The organism is Chlorobaculum sp. MV4-Y (genome assembly GCF_025244685.1).
Taxonomy (GTDB): domain Bacteria; phylum Bacteroidota; class Chlorobiia; order Chlorobiales; family Chlorobiaceae; genus Chlorobaculum.
In genome coordinates, this window is the sequence record NZ_CP104202.1 from 1,280,216 (window position 1) to 1,298,426 (window position 18,211).

The 18,211-nt window shown below is 55.0% G+C and carries 17 protein-coding genes and 1 pseudogene; 16 read left to right on the top strand and 2 right to left on the bottom strand.

Annotated elements, in window-relative coordinates:
• Positions 1 to 31: 31 nt before the first annotated feature.
• On the bottom strand, positions 32 to 1,225 hold the full coding sequence (locus NY406_RS06195; RefSeq protein ID WP_260533258.1) for an acetate/propionate family kinase: 1,194 nt from the start codon (positions 1,223 to 1,225) through the stop codon (positions 32 to 34).
• Positions 1,226 to 1,529: 304 nt separating this feature from the next.
• Between NY406_RS06195 and hpt the strand changes: the two genes are divergently transcribed.
• The 9 genes from hpt to NY406_RS06240 all read left to right on the top strand — a co-directional run bounded on the left by hpt (position 1,530) and on the right by NY406_RS06240 (position 9,401).
• Positions 1,530 to 2,057, top strand: a complete 528-nt coding sequence (gene hpt / locus NY406_RS06200; protein WP_260533259.1) for a hypoxanthine phosphoribosyltransferase — start codon at positions 1,530 to 1,532, stop codon at positions 2,055 to 2,057.
• 230 nt (positions 2,058 to 2,287) lie between these two features.
• A complete protein-coding gene (gene nifV, locus NY406_RS06205) occupies positions 2,288 to 3,448 on the top strand; it encodes a homocitrate synthase (RefSeq protein ID WP_260533260.1) in 1,161 nt (386 codons plus the stop codon).
• A 14-nt stretch (positions 3,449 to 3,462) separates the two neighbouring features.
• Positions 3,463 to 5,085, top strand: a complete 1,623-nt coding sequence (locus tag NY406_RS06210) for a sigma 54-interacting transcriptional regulator (RefSeq protein ID WP_260533261.1) — start codon at positions 3,463 to 3,465, stop codon at positions 5,083 to 5,085.
• A gap of 394 nt (positions 5,086 to 5,479) precedes the next feature.
• Positions 5,480 to 5,872, top strand: coding sequence for an AAA family ATPase (locus NY406_RS06215; protein WP_260533262.1), 393 nt, complete (start codon positions 5,480 to 5,482; stop codon positions 5,870 to 5,872).
• A gap of 60 nt (positions 5,873 to 5,932) precedes the next feature.
• Positions 5,933 to 6,223, top strand: a complete 291-nt coding sequence (locus NY406_RS06220) for a transposase (RefSeq protein WP_260533189.1) — start codon at positions 5,933 to 5,935, stop codon at positions 6,221 to 6,223.
• A gap of 23 nt (positions 6,224 to 6,246) precedes the next feature.
• The gene (locus NY406_RS06225; RefSeq protein WP_260533150.1) at positions 6,247 to 7,086 is read left to right on the top strand and encodes an IS3 family transposase; all 840 of its coding nucleotides are present in this window, start codon (positions 6,247 to 6,249) and stop codon (positions 7,084 to 7,086) included.
• Positions 7,087 to 7,150: 64 nt separating this feature from the next.
• Positions 7,151 to 8,218: an AAA family ATPase gene (locus NY406_RS06230; protein WP_317618677.1), complete on the top strand. Its 1,068-nt coding sequence runs from the start codon at positions 7,151 to 7,153 to the stop codon at positions 8,216 to 8,218.
• Positions 8,219 to 8,247: 29 nt separating this feature from the next.
• Positions 8,248 to 8,538, top strand: coding sequence for a transposase (locus NY406_RS06235; RefSeq protein ID WP_260533189.1), 291 nt, complete (start codon positions 8,248 to 8,250; stop codon positions 8,536 to 8,538).
• Positions 8,539 to 8,561: 23 nt separating this feature from the next.
• On the top strand, positions 8,562 to 9,401 hold the full coding sequence (locus NY406_RS06240) for an IS3 family transposase (RefSeq protein WP_260533150.1): 840 nt from the start codon (positions 8,562 to 8,564) through the stop codon (positions 9,399 to 9,401).
• A 222-nt stretch (positions 9,402 to 9,623) separates the two neighbouring features.
• On the opposite strand, the gene NY406_RS06245 is transcribed toward NY406_RS06240, so the two are convergent.
• The gene (locus NY406_RS06245) at positions 9,624 to 9,977 is read right to left on the bottom strand and encodes a hypothetical protein (RefSeq protein WP_260533264.1); all 354 of its coding nucleotides are present in this window, start codon (positions 9,975 to 9,977) and stop codon (positions 9,624 to 9,626) included.
• A 586-nt stretch (positions 9,978 to 10,563) separates the two neighbouring features.
• Between NY406_RS06245 and nifH the strand changes: the two genes are divergently transcribed.
• The 7 genes and pseudogenes from nifH (at position 10,564) to NY406_RS06280 (ending at position 18,191) form a co-directional block, all read left to right on the top strand.
• On the top strand, positions 10,564 to 11,388 hold the full coding sequence (gene nifH, locus NY406_RS06250; protein WP_260533265.1) for a nitrogenase iron protein: 825 nt from the start codon (positions 10,564 to 10,566) through the stop codon (positions 11,386 to 11,388).
• A 73-nt stretch (positions 11,389 to 11,461) separates the two neighbouring features.
• The gene (locus tag NY406_RS06255) at positions 11,462 to 11,812 is read left to right on the top strand and encodes a P-II family nitrogen regulator (RefSeq protein WP_260533266.1); all 351 of its coding nucleotides are present in this window, start codon (positions 11,462 to 11,464) and stop codon (positions 11,810 to 11,812) included.
• Positions 11,812 to 12,190: pseudogene (locus tag NY406_RS06260) on the top strand (P-II family nitrogen regulator). Before NY406_RS06255 ends, NY406_RS06260 begins: the two are co-directional and overlap by 1 nt.
• A 47-nt stretch (positions 12,191 to 12,237) precedes the next feature.
• On the top strand, positions 12,238 to 13,869 hold the full coding sequence (gene nifD, locus NY406_RS06265) for a nitrogenase molybdenum-iron protein alpha chain (RefSeq protein WP_260533268.1): 1,632 nt from the start codon (positions 12,238 to 12,240) through the stop codon (positions 13,867 to 13,869).
• A gap of 30 nt (positions 13,870 to 13,899) precedes the next feature.
• Complete coding sequence (gene nifK, locus NY406_RS06270; RefSeq protein ID WP_260533269.1) at positions 13,900 to 15,279, top strand: nitrogenase molybdenum-iron protein subunit beta; 1,380 nt, start codon at positions 13,900 to 13,902, stop codon at positions 15,277 to 15,279.
• Between the two features lie 177 nt (positions 15,280 to 15,456).
• The gene (gene nifE, locus NY406_RS06275; protein WP_260533270.1) at positions 15,457 to 16,824 is read left to right on the top strand and encodes a nitrogenase iron-molybdenum cofactor biosynthesis protein NifE; all 1,368 of its coding nucleotides are present in this window, start codon (positions 15,457 to 15,459) and stop codon (positions 16,822 to 16,824) included.
• Positions 16,821 to 18,191 carry a nitrogenase component 1 gene (locus tag NY406_RS06280; RefSeq protein ID WP_260533271.1) on the top strand — a complete coding sequence of 457 codons (1,371 nt, stop codon included), beginning with the start codon at positions 16,821 to 16,823 and terminating at the stop codon, positions 18,189 to 18,191. Before nifE ends, NY406_RS06280 begins: the two co-directional genes overlap by 4 nt.
• Positions 18,192 to 18,211: the final 20 nt, after the last annotated feature.

Genomic DNA, 18,211 nt, shown 5'->3' on the forward strand with positions numbered 1-18,211 from the left:
AAACCGGTAACCACACCATATCGGCATCACATCAACCACCTTCGAGCACACGTCTTGTCTCTCTGACAATCGTCACCTCTTCGTTGGTCTCAATAACTTTGACGACAACCGGGCTGGCATCTGTCGAAATAATTTTGGAATGATTCAGATTCTTTTCATGATCGACCTGGACACCAAGAAATTCGAGTCCCGCCGAGACGCGCTCGCGAATCTCGGGCGAATGAAAACCGATGCCGCCGGTGAAGACAATCATGTCCAGCCCGCCGAGCGCCGCCGTAAGCGCACCGATGTGCTTGCGCGCCGAGTAGCAGAACAGCTCCACAGCCAGCCGCGCCTGTTCGTTCTTTGATTCGGCATCGAGCAGGTCGCGCATGTCGTCGCTCAGGCCGGAGAGGCCGAAGAGGCCCGACTTTTTGTTCACCATATCCCTGAGACCAGCGGAATCGAGATGCCCTTGCTGCAAGAGAAACAGCACCACGCCCGGATCGAGGTCACCCGTGCGGGTGCTCATCACGAGGCCACCCGCAGGCGAAAAGCCCATTGTCGTCTCGACGCTCCGCCCGTCGAGCACCGCCGCCATGCTCGCCCCGTGACCGAGATGCGCAAGGATGACGCGCCCCTTCCGGGCGAGCAGATCGCCCTCGGCTTGCAGTTGACTGAGAATGTACTGGTAGGAAAGGCCGTGAAATCCGTACCGCTGCACCCCCTGATTCCGGTACTCCTCCGGAATGGGGCAGAGCTTTGCCAGCGGCGGCATCGTGCTGTGGAATGCGGTATCGAAGCAGGCCACCTGGAACACACCCGGCAGCTCGGATGCAGCGTAGCGGATGGCGTTCAGCGCCTGTGGCAGATGTTCGGGAGCATAGGGGACAAGTTCAGCGATGGAGTCAAGCAGTTCGGGCGTCACCTTTTCGGGAGTGATGTGACGAGGCCCGCCATGCACCACCCGATGGCCCACAGCGTCCGGTATTCCGGGGCCGTGTTGCGTGATCCAGGAAAACACGTAGCGACAAGCCGCGGCATGATCGGGAACATCGACCCGCTCGCAATCGATGAATCGCCCATCGGGGTCGGTCACGGAGAAACGTCCGTCCGGCAAACCGATCCGGGTCAGTGATCCGGAAAAGAGCAGTTCCTCGTGCGTCCCGCTCTCATACAGCGAAAACTTGATGCTCGAAGAGCCGGTATTGAGAGCAAGAATGGTACACACAGGCCTCGGCATCATGGCAAAAAATCCTCCTAAAAATTACAGGCACAAACGGCAACCATCACCATCAGCTCCAAAAACTCAGACCAAGATACACGATAGACAACATTAACCAAGCCGGCAAGTCGTTACGTTCCTGAAAACTCGGAAACACATACACGGTATGGACGAGATGGACATGACTACAACGCCAGACCAGGCGAAAGGCACAAAAACAGAACGAGGCTAAAAAATCGATTTCGAAAGAAACGCACCCGAGTTGATCTGGCGTAGAAAAGTGTATATTCATCACAGCGAGTTTGAAAACAAGACCCATGAAACGATGAATACAGAAAGACTTACAGAGCTGATCGCGGCGGAAAAGATACAGGAACGGGTCGCCAAGCTGGGCGCGGAAATTTCACGCGAGCTGGCCGACATCGACGAACTGACTGTGGTTTGCGTGCTAAAAGGCGGATTCATTTTCACCGCCGATCTGGTGCGCCATCTCACCATTCCCTGCCGCATCGAGTTCATCCGCGCTTCAAGTTACGGCACGCACCGCGCTTCCAGCGGCAAGGTGATGCTCGATCATCACCACGATCCGCATGTCGAGGGCAAGAATGTGCTGCTCGTCGAAGACATCCTCGACACCGGGCTGACCGTCACCAGCATTCTCGAAGAGCTGCGCGGCCACAATCCTGCATCCCTGCATGTCTGCACCCTGCTCGACAAGCCTTCGGCGCGCACCACGCCCGTCAAGGCAGACTTCACCGGCTTCACCATTCCGGATGTTTATGTCGTGGGTTACGGACTCGATGCCGCCGGAAAGCATCGTGAACTGCCGTATGTCGCATCACTGAACGCCTGAAGCTTCCATCACTGCTCTCCCCCGGCACGGCGGCACATCTCCAGGCGGGCCGCCGTGTCCTTCGACACTCGCGCCGCGCCTTCTCTTCACCGGCACATACCGTCGCCACACTACTATAATGTCTGCTTTTTTCTCTTAAAATCGTTTTATACCCTAATATTTTTAGGATTAGTTTTATATTCACCTAAATCAAAAGGATTAAAAAAGTCAATACGCCAGAAAAAACACCAGTGTCAACCCGAACTGAAACCAGCCCCGGAGTGATCTGCAAACCGTGGATCATCGATACGACCCTCCGGGACGGAGAGCAGGCGCCTGGCGTGGTGTTCAACCCGCACGAGAAAAAGCGCATCGCCGCACTGCTGGCCGAGACCGGCGTCGATGAGATCGAGGTGGGCTACCCGGCGATCAGCGCGGCGGAACGGGAGGTGATTCGCGAGATCGTCGCCATGAAACTGCCGGTGCGCCTCACATCGTGGGCCCGGGCCAACATGGCGGATATCGAGCTGGCTGCGGCGTGCGGCACCGATGCGGTGCACATCAGTTTTCCGGCCTCCCGGCTTTACCTGGAACTGATGCACAAAGAGGATGACTGGATTCGGGAGCAGCTTCATTCGCTGGTTTCCAAAGCTCGCAAACTGTTCGATTTCGTCAGCGTTGGCGGGCAGGACGCCACGAGAAGCGACATCGACTTTCTGCAACGTTTTCTGACCGATGCAAAAGAGACCGGAGCCGAACGTTTCAGGATTGCCGATACGGTGGGCATCGCCACGCCGGTGTCGGTGATGGCTCTCGGCGACGCATTGCGCAAAAGCTCATCGCTGCCACTGGAGTTCCACGCGCACAACGATCTCGGCATGGCGACCGCCAACGCCTTTACGGCGCTCAACGCGGGATTCGAAGCGGTCAGCGTGTCGGTAACCGGCCTCGGCGAACGCGCAGGCAACGCAGCCCTCGAAGAGCTGGCAATGGCGCTCGCGTTGAATGGAGAGTTCGGCACGCATCTCGACACCTCGATGCTCTCCCGGCTTTGCGACGTCGTGGCGGCAGCTTCCGGACGAGCCATTCAGGAGCAGAAACCGGTGGTCGGACGTTCGGCCTTTCAGCACGAATCGGGCATTCATTGCGCAGCGCTGTTGCAGGATCCGCTCTCCTACCAGCCATTTCTGCCGTCACAGGTTGGCCGCAACGATTTTGAAATGGTCATCGGAAAACACTCCGGCACAGCGGCAGTCATCGCCCATTTCAAAAGGAGAGGCGTCGAGGTCTCGAAAGAGGAGGCTCGCGAACTGCTCGATCTGATCAGAAGTCAGTCTGACCGGCTCAAACGGGCGCTCCGGACGGACGAGATCGACGCGCTCCGTGAACAAAACTCTGTCAAACACGCTTAACTCGAACCGTTTTCATGCTCATAGCCCAGGAACAGGAACAGAGCAGCATCAGTCTTCTCGCCGAGGTCAGCAGGACTGTCAACAACGAGGAGGACATCAGCAAGGTACTCCGGCTGGTGCTTTTCATCTTGTCGGAACATATGAACATGCTCAGAGGCATGGTCACCATTCTGAACCGCACCACCGGCGAGATGGTCATCAACGAATCGTTCGGCCTGACCGACGAGCAGCGTCAGCTTGCCCGGTACAAGGTTGGCGAAGGCATCATCGGCCAGGTGGTCAAAACAGGGCGTCCCTCCGTTGTGCCCCGCATCAATGAAGAGCCGCTTTTTCTCGATCGCACCCAGTCCAGAGCTGAAGAGAACAAGGAGGAGTTGTGCTTCATTTGCGTGCCCATCAAGGTAGGATGCGAGGTTATCGGCACGCTGAGCGCTGACCGGCGAATTTCCGTTCCCGCTGAAAATGGCGACAAGAAGCTCCGGCGCAAAAGTGACCGGATCGATGTTCTGCAATACTATGTCGATCTGCTCTCCATCATCGCGGCCATGATCGCCCAGGCGGTTCGCATCAAGCAACTCGACGATGAAAAAAGCATCGATGGCGCGCACGAGCGAGCCGGAACACCTGCCCGGGGATTCCAGATCATCGATGGAGAAGTCGACGAAGAGCTGCCCGAAGCGGAACGGCCAGCCAACATCATCGGCAACGCCAAACCGATGATGTCACTCTTCAGGATGATCGACAAGATAGCCAAGACCAACGCTACCGCCCTGATTCTCGGAGAAAGCGGCGTCGGTAAAGAGCTGGTGGCCAACGCCATCCACTTCAAGAGCATGAGGAATGGCAAGCCGTTCATCAAGTTCAACTGCGCGGCCTTGCCGGAAAGCATTGTCGAAAGCGAGCTGTTCGGCCATGAAAAAGGAGCCTTCACCGGCGCCTCGGCACAGCGGCGCGGACGTTTCGAGCTGGCCGACGGCGGCACGCTCTTCCTCGACGAGGTTGGCGAACTTACCTTGCCCACACAGGCCAAGCTGCTCAGGATCATCCAGGAGAAGGAGTTCGAGCGAGTCGGCGGATCGAAAACCATCAAGACCGACGTGCGCATCATCGCCGCCACCAACCGGAACCTCGAAGAGCAGATCCTGCAGGGCAACTTTCGCGAGGATCTCTACTACCGGCTCAACATCTTCCCGATCACCGTGCCGCCGCTTCGCGAGCGCAAGACCGACATCCTGCTGCTGGCGGACTATTTCGTGGAGCAGTTCAACAAGGCCAACCACAAGGGTGTACGGCGGATTTCGACCACGGCCATCGACATGCTGATGCGCTACCACTGGCCCGGCAACGTGCGCGAGTTGCAGAACTGCATCGAGCGCGCGGTGATTCTGAGCGAGGACAATGTCATCCACGGCTACCACCTGCCGCCGTCGCTCCAGACCGCCGAGTCGAGCGGCACACCCTACACCGGCGACTTGCAGCAGAAGCTCGACGCGATCGAGAAAGAGATGATCATCGAGGCACTGAAACGCACCAAAGGCAACATGACCAAAGCCGCTTCGCAGCTCGGCCTGTCAGACCGGATCATGGGGTTGAGGATGAAAAAATTCAACATCGACTACCGCAAGTTCCGGGCGTGAAGGGGACGTGTCGATAAATCGTGACGCCATTCACTTGATTTACTCCGCACTCATTCGGGGAATCAGGTGAATGGCGTTTCCTGTTGAGATTTGGATTTTGAGCTTGTAAAAAAACTTGTATTCTTTGTAGATATAAATCGTAAGCTTCGCCGTCGAGCTTATGCAGTGCCCCTCCCGAGACGGCCTTCCGAATGAGCAGTACAGACCCGATGCAACACGACCGACGGAATTGGCGATAGGTGATTTGATTCTACATTTACTACTGAACTGGTGTTAAGCGTTCTTTGAGTTAAGCGGCGTGTATTGCCGGGCTATACAGAAAAAAGCTTTCTGCCTTTTTCTGAATTAGGTAGATCAGTCTAAACATTGGTGGACATCATAATCAGAGGCTGTCATGAGCGACGGGATAAAGAAAATTGATTTGATCAAAAACATGGCTGTCTTTCTGGACTTTCGATGGTCGTCATCTGTGAGGGATGGCGGCAATAACATCGCTGAGTTTAAAAAGATCAATATTCTTTATGGCCGAAACTATTCGGGAAAAACAACCTTATCACGGATTTTCAGGGCTCTCGAAACCGGTTCAATCTCAAACAAATATAGTTCACCTGAGTTTCAGCTGTCTTTTGAAGGTGGCAGCAATGCCACGCAAAACTCATTAAGCACACATGGTCAAGTCGTTCGGGTTTTCAATGAAGACTTTGTCCGGGACAACCTGCGCTTCATTGTTGATGACGAGCAGACCATCAATTCATTCGCAATCTTAGGGGAAGACAATACAAAATGAGATACTCCCCAAAAATAGGACGGCTGGTTAAATTGGATCAACGAAAACCCAGCAGTCACTATGAAACAAACACGCCGCAAGTTTACGCCTGAATTCAAAACAAAGGTCGTCCTGGAAGCCCTCAGTGAACGGCTTCCCATGGCAGAACTCGCCCAGAAGCATGAGCTTCATCCGAACCAGATCACTCAATGGAAACGGGAGTTCCTCGACAAGGCCTCCGATGTCTTTTCGAAAGGTGAAAAGGCTAGGAAAACCGAGCAGGATTATCAGCAGGAGAGCGAAGAACTCTACAAAACCATCGGCCAATTGAAGGTTGAGGTCGACTGGCTCAAAAAAAAATTGCAGTCGTAAAATCGCTCTCGGAACGACGCTCCATGGTTGAGAAAGAACATAGCGGTATCAGCATGCAACGCCAGTGCGACCTGCTTTCGATCCACCGATCAGGCCTGTATTATCAGCCGATAAAGACCTCGAAGCTGAATCGTGAGCTCATGCGGCTGATTGATGAGCAGTACCTGCTGAGGCCATACTACGGCGTTTACCGTATGTGGCAATGGCTGAGTATGGACAAAGGCTACAAGATCAACCTCAAACGGGTACGGCGGCTCTATCGCCTTATGGGTCTGGAAGCCATCGGCCCCAAGCCGAACACCTCGAAACCGGCGCCGGGCCATAAGGTCTATCCGTATCTGCTCCGGGGACTTGCGATCAAGCACAGCGACCATGTTTGGGCAACTGATATCACCTATGTGCCGATGGCCCATGGATTCATGTACCTGATGGCCATCATCGACCTGAAAAGCCGCTATGTGCTGAACTGGTCGGTGTCGAATACCATGGATGCCAAATGGTGTGCCGAGGTCTTGCTTGAAGCCGTGCGGTTGCACGGGGCACCCAAGATTCTCAACACCGATCAGGGCAGCCAGTTCACCAGCGAGGTCTTTGCCGAAGCCGTCATCACAGAGTCCAAGTCTGCACTCTCCATGGATGGCAAAGGCCGAGCAATTGACAACGTCTTCATCGAACGGTTATGGCGGAGCGTCAAGTATGAGTACATTTACCTGAACCCACCAGCCGATGGTCTCGAACTCTACAAAGGCCTGAAGCATTGGTTCAACGACTACAACACGGTTCGTCGCCACAAAGCGCTTGATGGTCAGGTTCCGGCAAAAGTCTATTCTGCCAATAAACGACTGATTCCGAAAGCCGCATGAACAAACTTATTTTCTCTCGATAGCTGTCCTATAACTGGGGAGTACCTCAAAACTTGAGGAAGAGATCGAAAAGTATGAAGCCGAACTTGGGAACGAAGAGGACAAGTCTGGATTGTTGGGAGAACTCCTCCGGGCTGAAGAAAAATTTAAAAAAGCTCGAAAAGCTCATGATGATAAATTGTTAGAATTGGAGGGAAAGTTACGTAACAAAGCCAATAAGGCCGACTCTGGAATTAAGCACAATAAATCGTTTGGAGATGCCAACTACAATGTTCAAAAAATAAAAACAGACATCTCTACTGTTATTCAAGATACTTATTCACCGATCACTGATGATCAGGTGGGTAAGTTTCATGACCTCCTCAGAGAAGAACCTAAATCGGAGATTTCTGAATCATCCTCATTCAACCTTCAATATTCTGCGATTGCTTCAAAGGCTAAAGAGCTAATCGAAAAAAAGATTCAGGCATCTGATCCAATTCAAGAATTGCTAAACGATGCAGCTCTGGCAACGTGGGTAAGGACTGGTCGTGGGCACCATCAAGAGAAAAGAGATAAGTGTGCATTTTGTGGCAGCGACCTACCTAAGGATTTGTGGGAGAAGCTGGACAAGCATTTTAATCAGGAGTCCGAAGTGCTTCGTCAAGCATTGGAAAATCTACTTGAATCGATTGAACATGAGCGATCCCGAGTTACCAATCTACTGAAAATCAAGAACTCGGATTTCTACTCCAAATTTGCTGCTGGATTAGATGCATTGGCAGAACAGTTATCAACCCTATCAACATCTTACTGTGATAGCCTAGACGCCATAAAAGAACAGGCTGAGAAACGAAAAGAAGACATTTTTACACCTCTCGAATTTGATGCACCTGAGTCGGGTGAAGAAGATTTGAATGCGGTTAGGGATTCGTTTGAACAACTCAGAAACGAGTCAAATCGGTTTACAGCTTCGCTTAGCGCCGACCAATCGAAAGCTTGTGCGGCTCTCCGGCTTCATGAAGTCTATACATTCATAAACGACATCAAATATGACGATGAGTGTAAAGCCATTGATGCGCTGAATGAAGCCATGAGAAAAGCGGAAAAATCTAAGAATGAGATACTCCCCAAAAATAGGACGGCTGGTTAAATTGGATCAACAAAAACCCAGCAGTCACTATGAAACAAACACGCCGCAAGTTTACGCCTGAATTCAAAACAAAGGTCGTCCTGGAAGCCCTCAGTGAACGGCTTCCCATGGCAGAACTCGCCCAGAAGCATGAGCTTCATCCGAACCAGATCACTCAATGGAAACGGGAGTTCCTCGACAAGGCCTCCGATGTCTTTTCGAAAGGTGAAAAGGCTAGGAAAACCGAGCAGGATTATCAGCAGGAGAGCGAAGAACTCTACAAAACCATCGGCCAATTGAAGGTTGAGGTCGACTGGCTCAAAAAAAAATTGCAGTCGTAAAATCGCTCTCGGAACGACGCTCCATGGTTGAGAAAGAACATAGCGGTATCAGCATGCAACGCCAGTGCGACCTGCTTTCGATCCACCGATCAGGCCTGTATTATCAGCCGATAAAGACCTCGAAGCTGAATCGTGAGCTCATGCGGCTGATTGATGAGCAGTACCTGCTGAGGCCATACTACGGCGTTTACCGTATGTGGCAATGGCTGAGTATGGACAAAGGCTACAAGATCAACCTCAAACGGGTACGGCGGCTCTATCGCCTTATGGGTCTGGAAGCCATCGGCCCCAAGCCGAACACCTCGAAACCGGCGCCGGGCCATAAGGTCTATCCGTATCTGCTCCGGGGACTTGCGATCAAGCACAGCGACCATGTTTGGGCAACTGATATCACCTATGTGCCGATGGCCCATGGATTCATGTACCTGATGGCCATCATCGACCTGAAAAGCCGCTATGTGCTGAACTGGTCGGTGTCGAATACCATGGATGCCAAATGGTGTGCCGAGGTCTTGCTTGAAGCCGTGCGGTTGCACGGGGCACCCAAGATTCTCAACACCGATCAGGGCAGCCAGTTCACCAGCGAGGTCTTTGCCGAAGCCGTCATCACAGAGTCCAAGTCTGCACTCTCCATGGATGGCAAAGGCCGAGCAATTGACAACGTCTTCATCGAACGGTTATGGCGGAGCGTCAAGTATGAGTACATTTACCTGAACCCACCAGCCGATGGTCTCGAACTCTACAAAGGCCTGAAGCATTGGTTCAACGACTACAACACGGTTCGTCGCCACAAAGCGCTTGATGGTCAGGTTCCGGCAAAAGTCTATTCTGCCAATAAACGACTGATTCCGAAAGCCGCATGAACAAACTTATTTTCTCTCGATAGCTGTCCTATAACTGGGGAGTACCTCAGTTCCAGAAATGAGAACAGTTGCAAAATTTATCCTACAAAAAATTCAGGAGAAAGATCAAGATCAATATGCTGCCTTGCTCCAAAGTATTGGCGAACAAGACGTCTAACCAAGCGTTTCACAGGACAACTTATAAGCTGCACTTTGCAAATTTCTGATACACGAAGAATTAGATTACTTGCTGTCCGTCTCTTTCGATTCCACCCCGCTTCCCGCTCTCTCCGTCACCTCCAGCTTGCCGACTCGCAACGTGCCGATGTCGAGCGTTTCGATCTTCGCTTTTTTTACGAAGAGGCGGCCAATGACGAGGCGGCCAATGACGAGGCGGGCGATAGCCAGCGCGCCAATCGCGAGTGCGCCAATGCTGAGCGCTCCGATGGCAAGTGCACCGATGGCCGTCGCGCCGGACGAGATTGCCGGAAACGCTCGCGGCTTGCCGATTGGAGACACAGCATTGTCGGCTTCGCTGTGTGATGACTGATAATGCTCGCGGCCGATCATAGGTCGGCGATGAAGAAAGGTTTTCATGGCTGGGGGGATTTCTGAAGTCGTTAGATGTTCATATCCGGTGCTATCGGCCACTCGCCAAGCAGACAACAGGCCAACCACCATCTTTTCAGCTCCAACACCGACACATCTGCAACGGTTCCTCATCGAAAAAGCACAAAACCGCAATTTCCTACGTTTTCGTTGCTTCCTTGAATAATTCTCGCCGAAACGCCCGGCTCTCCTGATAACCGGTTACAGAAATCCCTGAAATGTGACTCGAAGAGGCGTCCTGACCCAAATGATAGCGGGTACGACGCTAATCACAATTCCTACCATTTTGTAACCGACACCTCCTTTCTACACAATTGTAGGTAACTCGCCTATCTGTTTTCCACCTGGCACAAAAACAAGAGTCTGGCCACGGCATCGATCCCGCAAACCCTCGAATCGTTAACTCGATTTCCTGCAACAGGTTACCGCTTCAACTCAAAATATCTCAAATAAAATCAGCCGATTTCCTCACTTTGGCACAGCAATTGCTCATTAATCTTTAATTATTCAGGTGCAGAAAAACAGTGGCCTGAATATTTTAGACAAGAGGAACAAACCACAAAAAAGTACAACCATGAGAAAAGTCGCAATTTATGGTAAAGGCGGTATCGGCAAATCCACAACCACACAGAACACGGTTGCCGGTCTCGCGGAAGCAGGCAAAAAAGTGATGGTCGTCGGTTGCGACCCGAAGGCTGACTCCACCCGCCTCCTGCTCGGCGGTCTTCAGCAGAAAACCGTGCTCGACACGCTTCGCGAGGAGGGTGAAGAGGTTGAACTCGAAGACATCATCAAAGAGGGATACAAAAACACCCGCTGCACTGAGTCCGGCGGTCCTGAGCCTGGCGTCGGTTGCGCTGGCCGCGGCATCATCACCTCGGTCAACCTGCTCGAACAGCTCGGTGCTTACGATGATGAATGGGATCTCGACTACGTGTTCTACGATGTGCTTGGTGACGTTGTGTGCGGTGGCTTCGCCATGCCGATCCGCGACGGTAAAGCCGAAGAGATCTACATCGTCTGCTCTGGCGAAATGATGGCCATGTACGCAGCCAACAACATCTGCAAAGGTATCCTCAAATACGCCGATGCAGGCGGTGTGCGCCTCGGCGGCCTGATCTGCAACAGCCGCAAGGTTGACAACGAGCGCGAGATGATCGAGGAGCTGGCTCGCAGGATCGGCACCCAGATGATCCACTTCGTGCCTCGCGACAACATGGTTCAGCGCGCAGAGATCAACAGGAAAACTGTGATCGATTTCGATCCGACCCATCCACAGGCCGACGAGTACCGCACCCTGGCCCGGAAGATCGACGAAAACAAGATGTTCGTCATTCCGAAGCCACTCTCGATCGACGAGCTGGAATCGCTCTTGATCGAATATGGCATTGCCAACTAACCGGCCGACGATCAGTCGCAAAAAACCGTAATCTCTTAAAATTATAGCATTTAACAAAGAGGAGAACACACACATGTTAATGATCAGAACCATCGTCAGGCCGGAAAAAGTACAGGATGTCATGCAGGGCCTGCTTGACGCCGGTTACCCGGCAGTCACCAAAATCTCGGTCGTTGGCCGGGGCAAGCAACGCGGTCTGCGCGTCGGCGATGTGGTCTATGACGAACTGCCGAAAGAGATGCTGTTCCTCGTCGTGCCGGACGCCGACAAGGACTTCGTCATCCGCGCCATCATGGACAACGCCAAGACCGGCGACGGCAAGTTCGGTGACGGTAAAATCTTCGTGTCGGCTGTCGAAGAGGTCTATACGATCAGCTCTGGAATGAAGGAAAGCGAGACGCTGCTCGAAGCAAAGGAGGCCTGATGAAAGAGATCATTTCAGTCATACGCATCAACAAGGTGAACGAAACCAAGGAAAGCGCTCATCGACGCTGGCATCCCGGCCTTTACGGCCACCGGCAGGGTGATGGGACGCGGCAAGGGCCAGGTTCACTTCGATATTCTTCAGGGCGCCGAAGCCGGTCATCCGGAAGCGATTGCCCAGCTCGGTAACGCTCCGAGGCTTGTTGCCAAGAGAATCCTGACCGTGGTGGTTCCCGATGATCTCTGCCAGACGGCTATCGACACGATCATCAAAACCAACCAGACCGGCAAGCCGGGAGACGGCAAGATTTTCGTGACGCCGATTCTCGACACCGTCAGGGTCAGAACCGGAGAGGAAGGCGACTTAGCGCTTAACTGAGGCAGAACAAAGACAATACTTTAAAGGTGTAAACGGAGAACATTAGCATGGAGGCGAAAGTACTCATACCAGATCCTTCCAAAATCAAGGAGGAACTGATCAATAAATACCCGGCCAAGGTCGCCAAAAAGCGCAGCAAGTCGATCGTGATCAACGACCCGGAGACGGTTCCCGAGGTGCAGGCCAACGTTCGTACGGTGCCGGGTATCATCACGCAGCGCGGCTGCGCCTACGCAGGCTGCAAGGGCGTGGTGCTCGGCCCGACGCGCGATATCGTGAACATCGTTCACGGCCCGATCGGCTGCAGCTTTTACGCATGGCTGACCCGCCGTAACCAGACCAGACCGGAAACCCCGGAGCATGAAAACTACATCACCTACTGCTTCTCGACCGACATGCAGGAAGAGCACGTGGTGTTCGGTGGTGAAAAGAAGCTGAAGGTGGCGATCCAGGAGGCCTATGACCTCTTCCACCCGAAAGCCATCGCGATCTTCTCGACCTGCCCGGTCGGCCTCATCGGTGACGACGTACAAGCCGTGTCGCGAGAGATGAAGGAGAAGCTCGGCGACTGCAACGTCTTCGGCTTCAGCTGCGAAGGCTACCGCGGCGTCAGTCAGTCGGCTGGTCACCACATCGCCAACAACGGTGTGTTCAAGCACATGGTCGGCAACAACAACGAAGTCAAACCCGGCAAGTTCAAGCTGAACCTGCTCGGCGAGTACAACATCGGCGGCGACGCTTTCGAAATCGAGCGTCTGCTCGAGAAGTGCGGCATCACGCTCGTTGCCTCCTTCAGCGGCAACTCGACGGTTGGAGCCATCGAGAACGCGCACACGGCTGACCTCAACGTCATCATGTGCCACCGCTCGATCAACTACATGGGCGACATGATGGAGACCAAGTACGGCATTCCATGGATGAAGGTCAACTTCGTCGGCGCTGAATCGACCGCAAAGTCGCTGCACAAGATCGCCGAGTATTTCGGTGACGAGGAGCTGAAAGCCCGCGTCGAAGAGGTGATTGCCGAAGAGGTTCCCGCAGTCAAGGCGATCATCGACGAGATCCGCCCGCGCACCGAAGGCAAAACCGCCATGCTGTTCGTCGGCGGCTCGCGCGCGCACCACTACCAGGATCTGTTCTCGGAGCTTGGCATGACAACGCTCGCCGCTGGTTACGAGTTCGCTCACCGCGATGACTACGAAGGCCGCGAAGTGCTGCCCAAAATCAAGATCGATGCCGACAGCAAGAACATTGAGGAGCTGAAGGTCACCGCCGATCCCGAGCTGTACAACCCGAGAAAAACCGAAGCCGAACTCGAAGAGTTGAAAGCCAAGGGCCTTGAGATCAACGGCTACGAAGGCATGATGAAACAGATGATGAAAAAGACCCTCGTGGTCGATGACGTCAGCCACTACGAGTCCGAAAAGCTCATCGAGCTGTACAAGCCCGACATCTTCTGCGCCGGTATCAAGGAGAAGTATGTCGTCCAGAAGATGGGAGTGCCGCTCAAGCAGCTTCACAGCTACGATTACGGCGGTCCCTACACCGGCTTCAAGGGTGCGGTGAACTTCTACAAGGACATCGACCGCATGGTCAACAACCCGGTCTGGAAGATGATTAAAGCGCCCTGGGAGAAAGCTGAATCGGATTCGCTGGAAGCCAGCTACGTCGCATCATAAGATGTAAAATATTATAAAGGAGAATAATCGATGTTATTACGTCATACCACAAAAGAGGTCAAAGAGCGCGAGGGGCTGACGATCAATCCGGCGAAGACCTGCCAGCCGATCGGCGCCATGTATGCCGCCCTCGGCATTCACGGCTGTCTGCCCCACAGCCACGGCTCGCAGGGCTGCTGCTCCTACCACCGCAGCACCCTGACCCGCCACTACAAAGAGCCGGTGATGGCCGCCACCAGCTCGTTCACCGAAGGCGCTTCGGTGTTCGGCGGACAGGCCAACCTGCTTTCGGCAATCGAGACCATCTTTTCGGTTTATGAGCCGGATGTGATTGCGGTGCACTCCACCTGCCTGTCCGAAACCATCGGCGACGACTTGCAGCAGATCACCAAGAAGGCCAAAGACGACGGCAAGATTCCTGAAGGCAAGTACGTCATCTACGCCAGCACCCCGAGCTTCGTGGGTTCGCACATCACCGGTTACGCCAACATGGTGACCGGCATGGCCGAGCAGTTCGCGGTCTCGACCGGCGAAAAGAAAGATCAGGTCAACGTCATCGCGGGCTGGATGGAGCCGTCCGACATGCGCGAAATCAAGTCACTCGCCTCGCGGCTCGGCGTCAAAATCGTGCTCTTCCCCGACACCTCCGACGTGCTCGACGCGCCGCAGACCGGCAAGCACGAGTTCTATCCGAAAGGCGGCACCACCATCGCCGAGCTGATGAGCGCCGGTGACAGCAAGTGCTCGCTCGCCCTCGGCTGCGTCAGCGCCGAACCGGCAGCAATCGCGCTCGACAAGAAGTGCAAGGTGCCGTTCGAGACGGTTGACATGCCCATTGGCCTGTCGGCAACCGACCGCTTCATCATGGCCCTCAGCAAGGCTGGCAGCGTGAAGGTGCCGGACGAAATCACCGCCGAGCGCGGCCGGCTGGTGGACGTCATGGCCGACATGGAGCAGTACTTCTACGGCAAGAAGGTGGCGCTGTTCGGCGACCCCGACCAGCTCATCCCGCTCACCGAGTTCCTCCTCGACCTGGGCATGATTCCGGCGCACATCGTCAGCGGCACACCGGGCATGAGGTTCGAAAAGCGCATGAAGGAGATTCTCGAAAGGGCTCCGGGCGCGAACTTCCGCAACGGCCCGCAGGCTGACATGTTTCTGATGCACCAGTGGATCAAGAACGAGCCTGTTGATCTGCTTATCGGCAACACCTACGGCAAGTACATCGCACGTGACGAAGATATCCCGTTCGTGCGCTTCGGCTTCCCGATTCTCGACCGCATCGGCCACAGCTATTTCCCGAACGTAGGGTACAGCGGTTCGCTCAGGCTGGTCGAGAAAATCCTCGGCGTGCTCATGGATCGTCAGGATCGCACGTCGCCGGAGGAGAGGTTCGAGCTGATTATGTGACGCGCTGCCGGAGCCGGTTCGCGATCCAGAGGCTCGCCCGGACGGCGGATTCCAGAACCCCGTCCGGCTTGTCCGCGAACCCCTCACGACGACAACGTATCAGACATGTTGACTGAAAGATTGACAACCGTCCGCCTTCGATAACGGGAGGCGGACGACAATGAAGGGAAAGAAGTAATGGATACGCAGAACATCAGCCTGCTCGAGGGCAGGGAAAAACAGGTCTATGAAAAGAGTGCGGGTAGCGCGGAAGTTGACATCGCCTGTGAGAAGACCAGCCTCTCCGGCTCGGTCAGCCAACGGGCCTGCGTCTTCTGCGGTTCACGTGTCGTGCTCTATCCGGTAGCCGACGCCATTCACATCGTCCACGGCCCGATCGGTTGCGCCGCCTACACCTGGGACATCCGGGGAGCGGTGTCGTCGGGACCCGAACTGCACAGACTCAGCTTTTCGACCGACCTGCAGGAGATGGACGTCATCTACGGCGGCGAAAAGAAGCTCTACAAATCGCTGATCGAACTGATCGACCAGTACCAGCCCAACGCGGCATTTATCTATTCGACCTGCATCATCGGCCTCATCGGCGACGACATCGATGCGGTCTGCAAAAAAGTTGCAAAAGAGAAAGGAATCCCGGTCTTGCCGGTGCATTCCGAAGGATTCAAGGGCACCAAGAAGGATGGCTACAAAGCCGCCTGCCACGCTCTTATGAAGCTGATCGGCCAGGGTTCGACCGAAGGCATCAGCAAATACAGCATCAACATTCTCGGCGAATTCAACCTCGCCGGAGAAGCCTGGATCATCCGGGAATATTATGAAAAAATGGGCATCCAGGTGGTCGCCACCATGACCGGCGACGGCCGCATCGGCGACATCCGCCGCTCGCACGGCGCGTCGCTCAACGTGGTGCAGTGCTCCGGCTCGATGACCACCCTCGCCAAGGAGATGGAGGAGAAGTACGGCATTCCGTACATCCGCGTGTCGTACTTCGGCTTCGAGGATATGAGCAAATCGCTCTACGACGTGGCGCAGCACTTCCCCGACAGGCCGGAACTGATGGAGAAGGCCAAGGAGATCGTGCGCGACGAGATCAGGAAATACTACCCCGAGATGCAGAAGTTCAAGGCCGCGTTGACCGGCAAGAAGGCTGCGATCTACGTCGGCGGCGCGTTCAAGACCTTCTCGCTCATCAAGGCCCTGCGCACCATCGGCATGTCGGTCGTGCTCGCCGGATCGCAGACCGGCAACAAGCAGGACTACAAGAACCTGAAGGAGATGTGCGACGAAGGCACGGTGATCGTTGACGACTCCAACCCGGTCGAGCTCTCCAAGTTCGTGCTCGAAAAGGAGGCCGACCTGCTCATCGGCGGCGTCAAGGAGCGCCCCATCGCCTTCAAGCTCGGCGTCGGCTTCTGCGACCACAACCACGAGCGCAAGATTCCGCTCGCCGGATTCATCGGCATGTACTATTTCGCCAAGGAGGTTTACGAATCGGTGATGAGCCCCGTGTGGCAGTTCGCCCCGAGAAAAGGAGGTGTCAAATGACCACGAATGCATCGACCATGACGGCCAAAACGGCCACGCAGAACGCCTGCAAGCTCTGCACTCCGCTCGGCGCATGCCTGGCCTTCCGGGGCATCGAATCGTGCGTACCGTTCCTGCACGGCTCGCAGGGTTGCGCCACCTACATCCGGCGCTACCTCATCAGCCACTACAAGGAGCCGATTGACATCGCCTCCTCGAACTTCAACGAAGAGACGGCGGTCTTCGGCGGCAGCCACAACCTGCAGCTGGGCCTCAAAAACGTGACGCAGCAGTACAAGCCACAGGTGATCGGCATCGCCACCACCTGCCTGTCGGAGACCATCGGCGACGACGTACCGATGATTCTCAAGGAGTACGAAGCGATCATGGGCGGCGCGGGCAACATTCCGGCGATGATCTTCGCCTCCACGCCGAGCTACAGCGGCAGCCACATCGACGGCTTCCACGCCGCCGTGCGCTCCGCCGTCCAGACCTTCGCCACCGGCGGCACGAAAAAGAACATGCTCAACCTCTTTTCGGGAATGATTTCACCGGCAGACATCCGCTACATGAAGGAGATTCTGACCGACTTCGGGATGCCCTTCATGCTGCTGCCGGACTATTCGCAGACGCTCGACGGCGGCCCGTGGGGCGAGTACCACCGCATTCCGCCCGGCGGCACGCCGACCAGCGTCATTGCCGACAGCGGCAGCGCCTCGGCCAGCATCGAGTTCAGCTCGACGCTCGAAGCCAAAAAGTCGGCGGCGGGCTACCTCGAAGAGAGCTTCGGCGTGGCGCGCCACAGCCTGCCCCTGCCGATCGGCATCAAGGCGACCGACCGCTTCTTCGCACTGCTCGAAGAGCTGACCGAACAACCGATGCCTGAAAAATACGAAGACGAGCGCCACCGCCTCGTGGACGCCTACGCGGACGGCCACAAGTACATCTTCGGCAGAAAGGCGATTCTCTACGGCGAGGAAGATCTGGTCATCTCGATGGCCGCTTTCCTCTGCGAAATCGGCGTCGTGCCGGTGCTCTGCGCCTCGGGCGGCAAGAGCGGCCAAATGAAAAAACGCCTGCTGGAGCTTGTGCCAGATATGGAGGAACAGGGCATCGAAGCGCGCGAGGGCGTTGACTTCGTGGACATCGAACACGAAGCGGAGCGGCTCAAGCCCGATATGCTCATCGGCAACAGCAAGGGCTTCACGATGTCAAAAAAGCACGAGCTGCCACTCATCAGAATCGGCTTCCCGATTCACGACCGCTTTGGCGGCCAGCGCCTGCACCACCTCGGCTATCGCGGTACGCAGGAGCTGTTCGACCGCATCGTCAATACCGTCATCGAAGAGCGCCAGAAATCGTCACCGATCGGCTACACCTATATGTAATGAAGAATCAATCATGACCT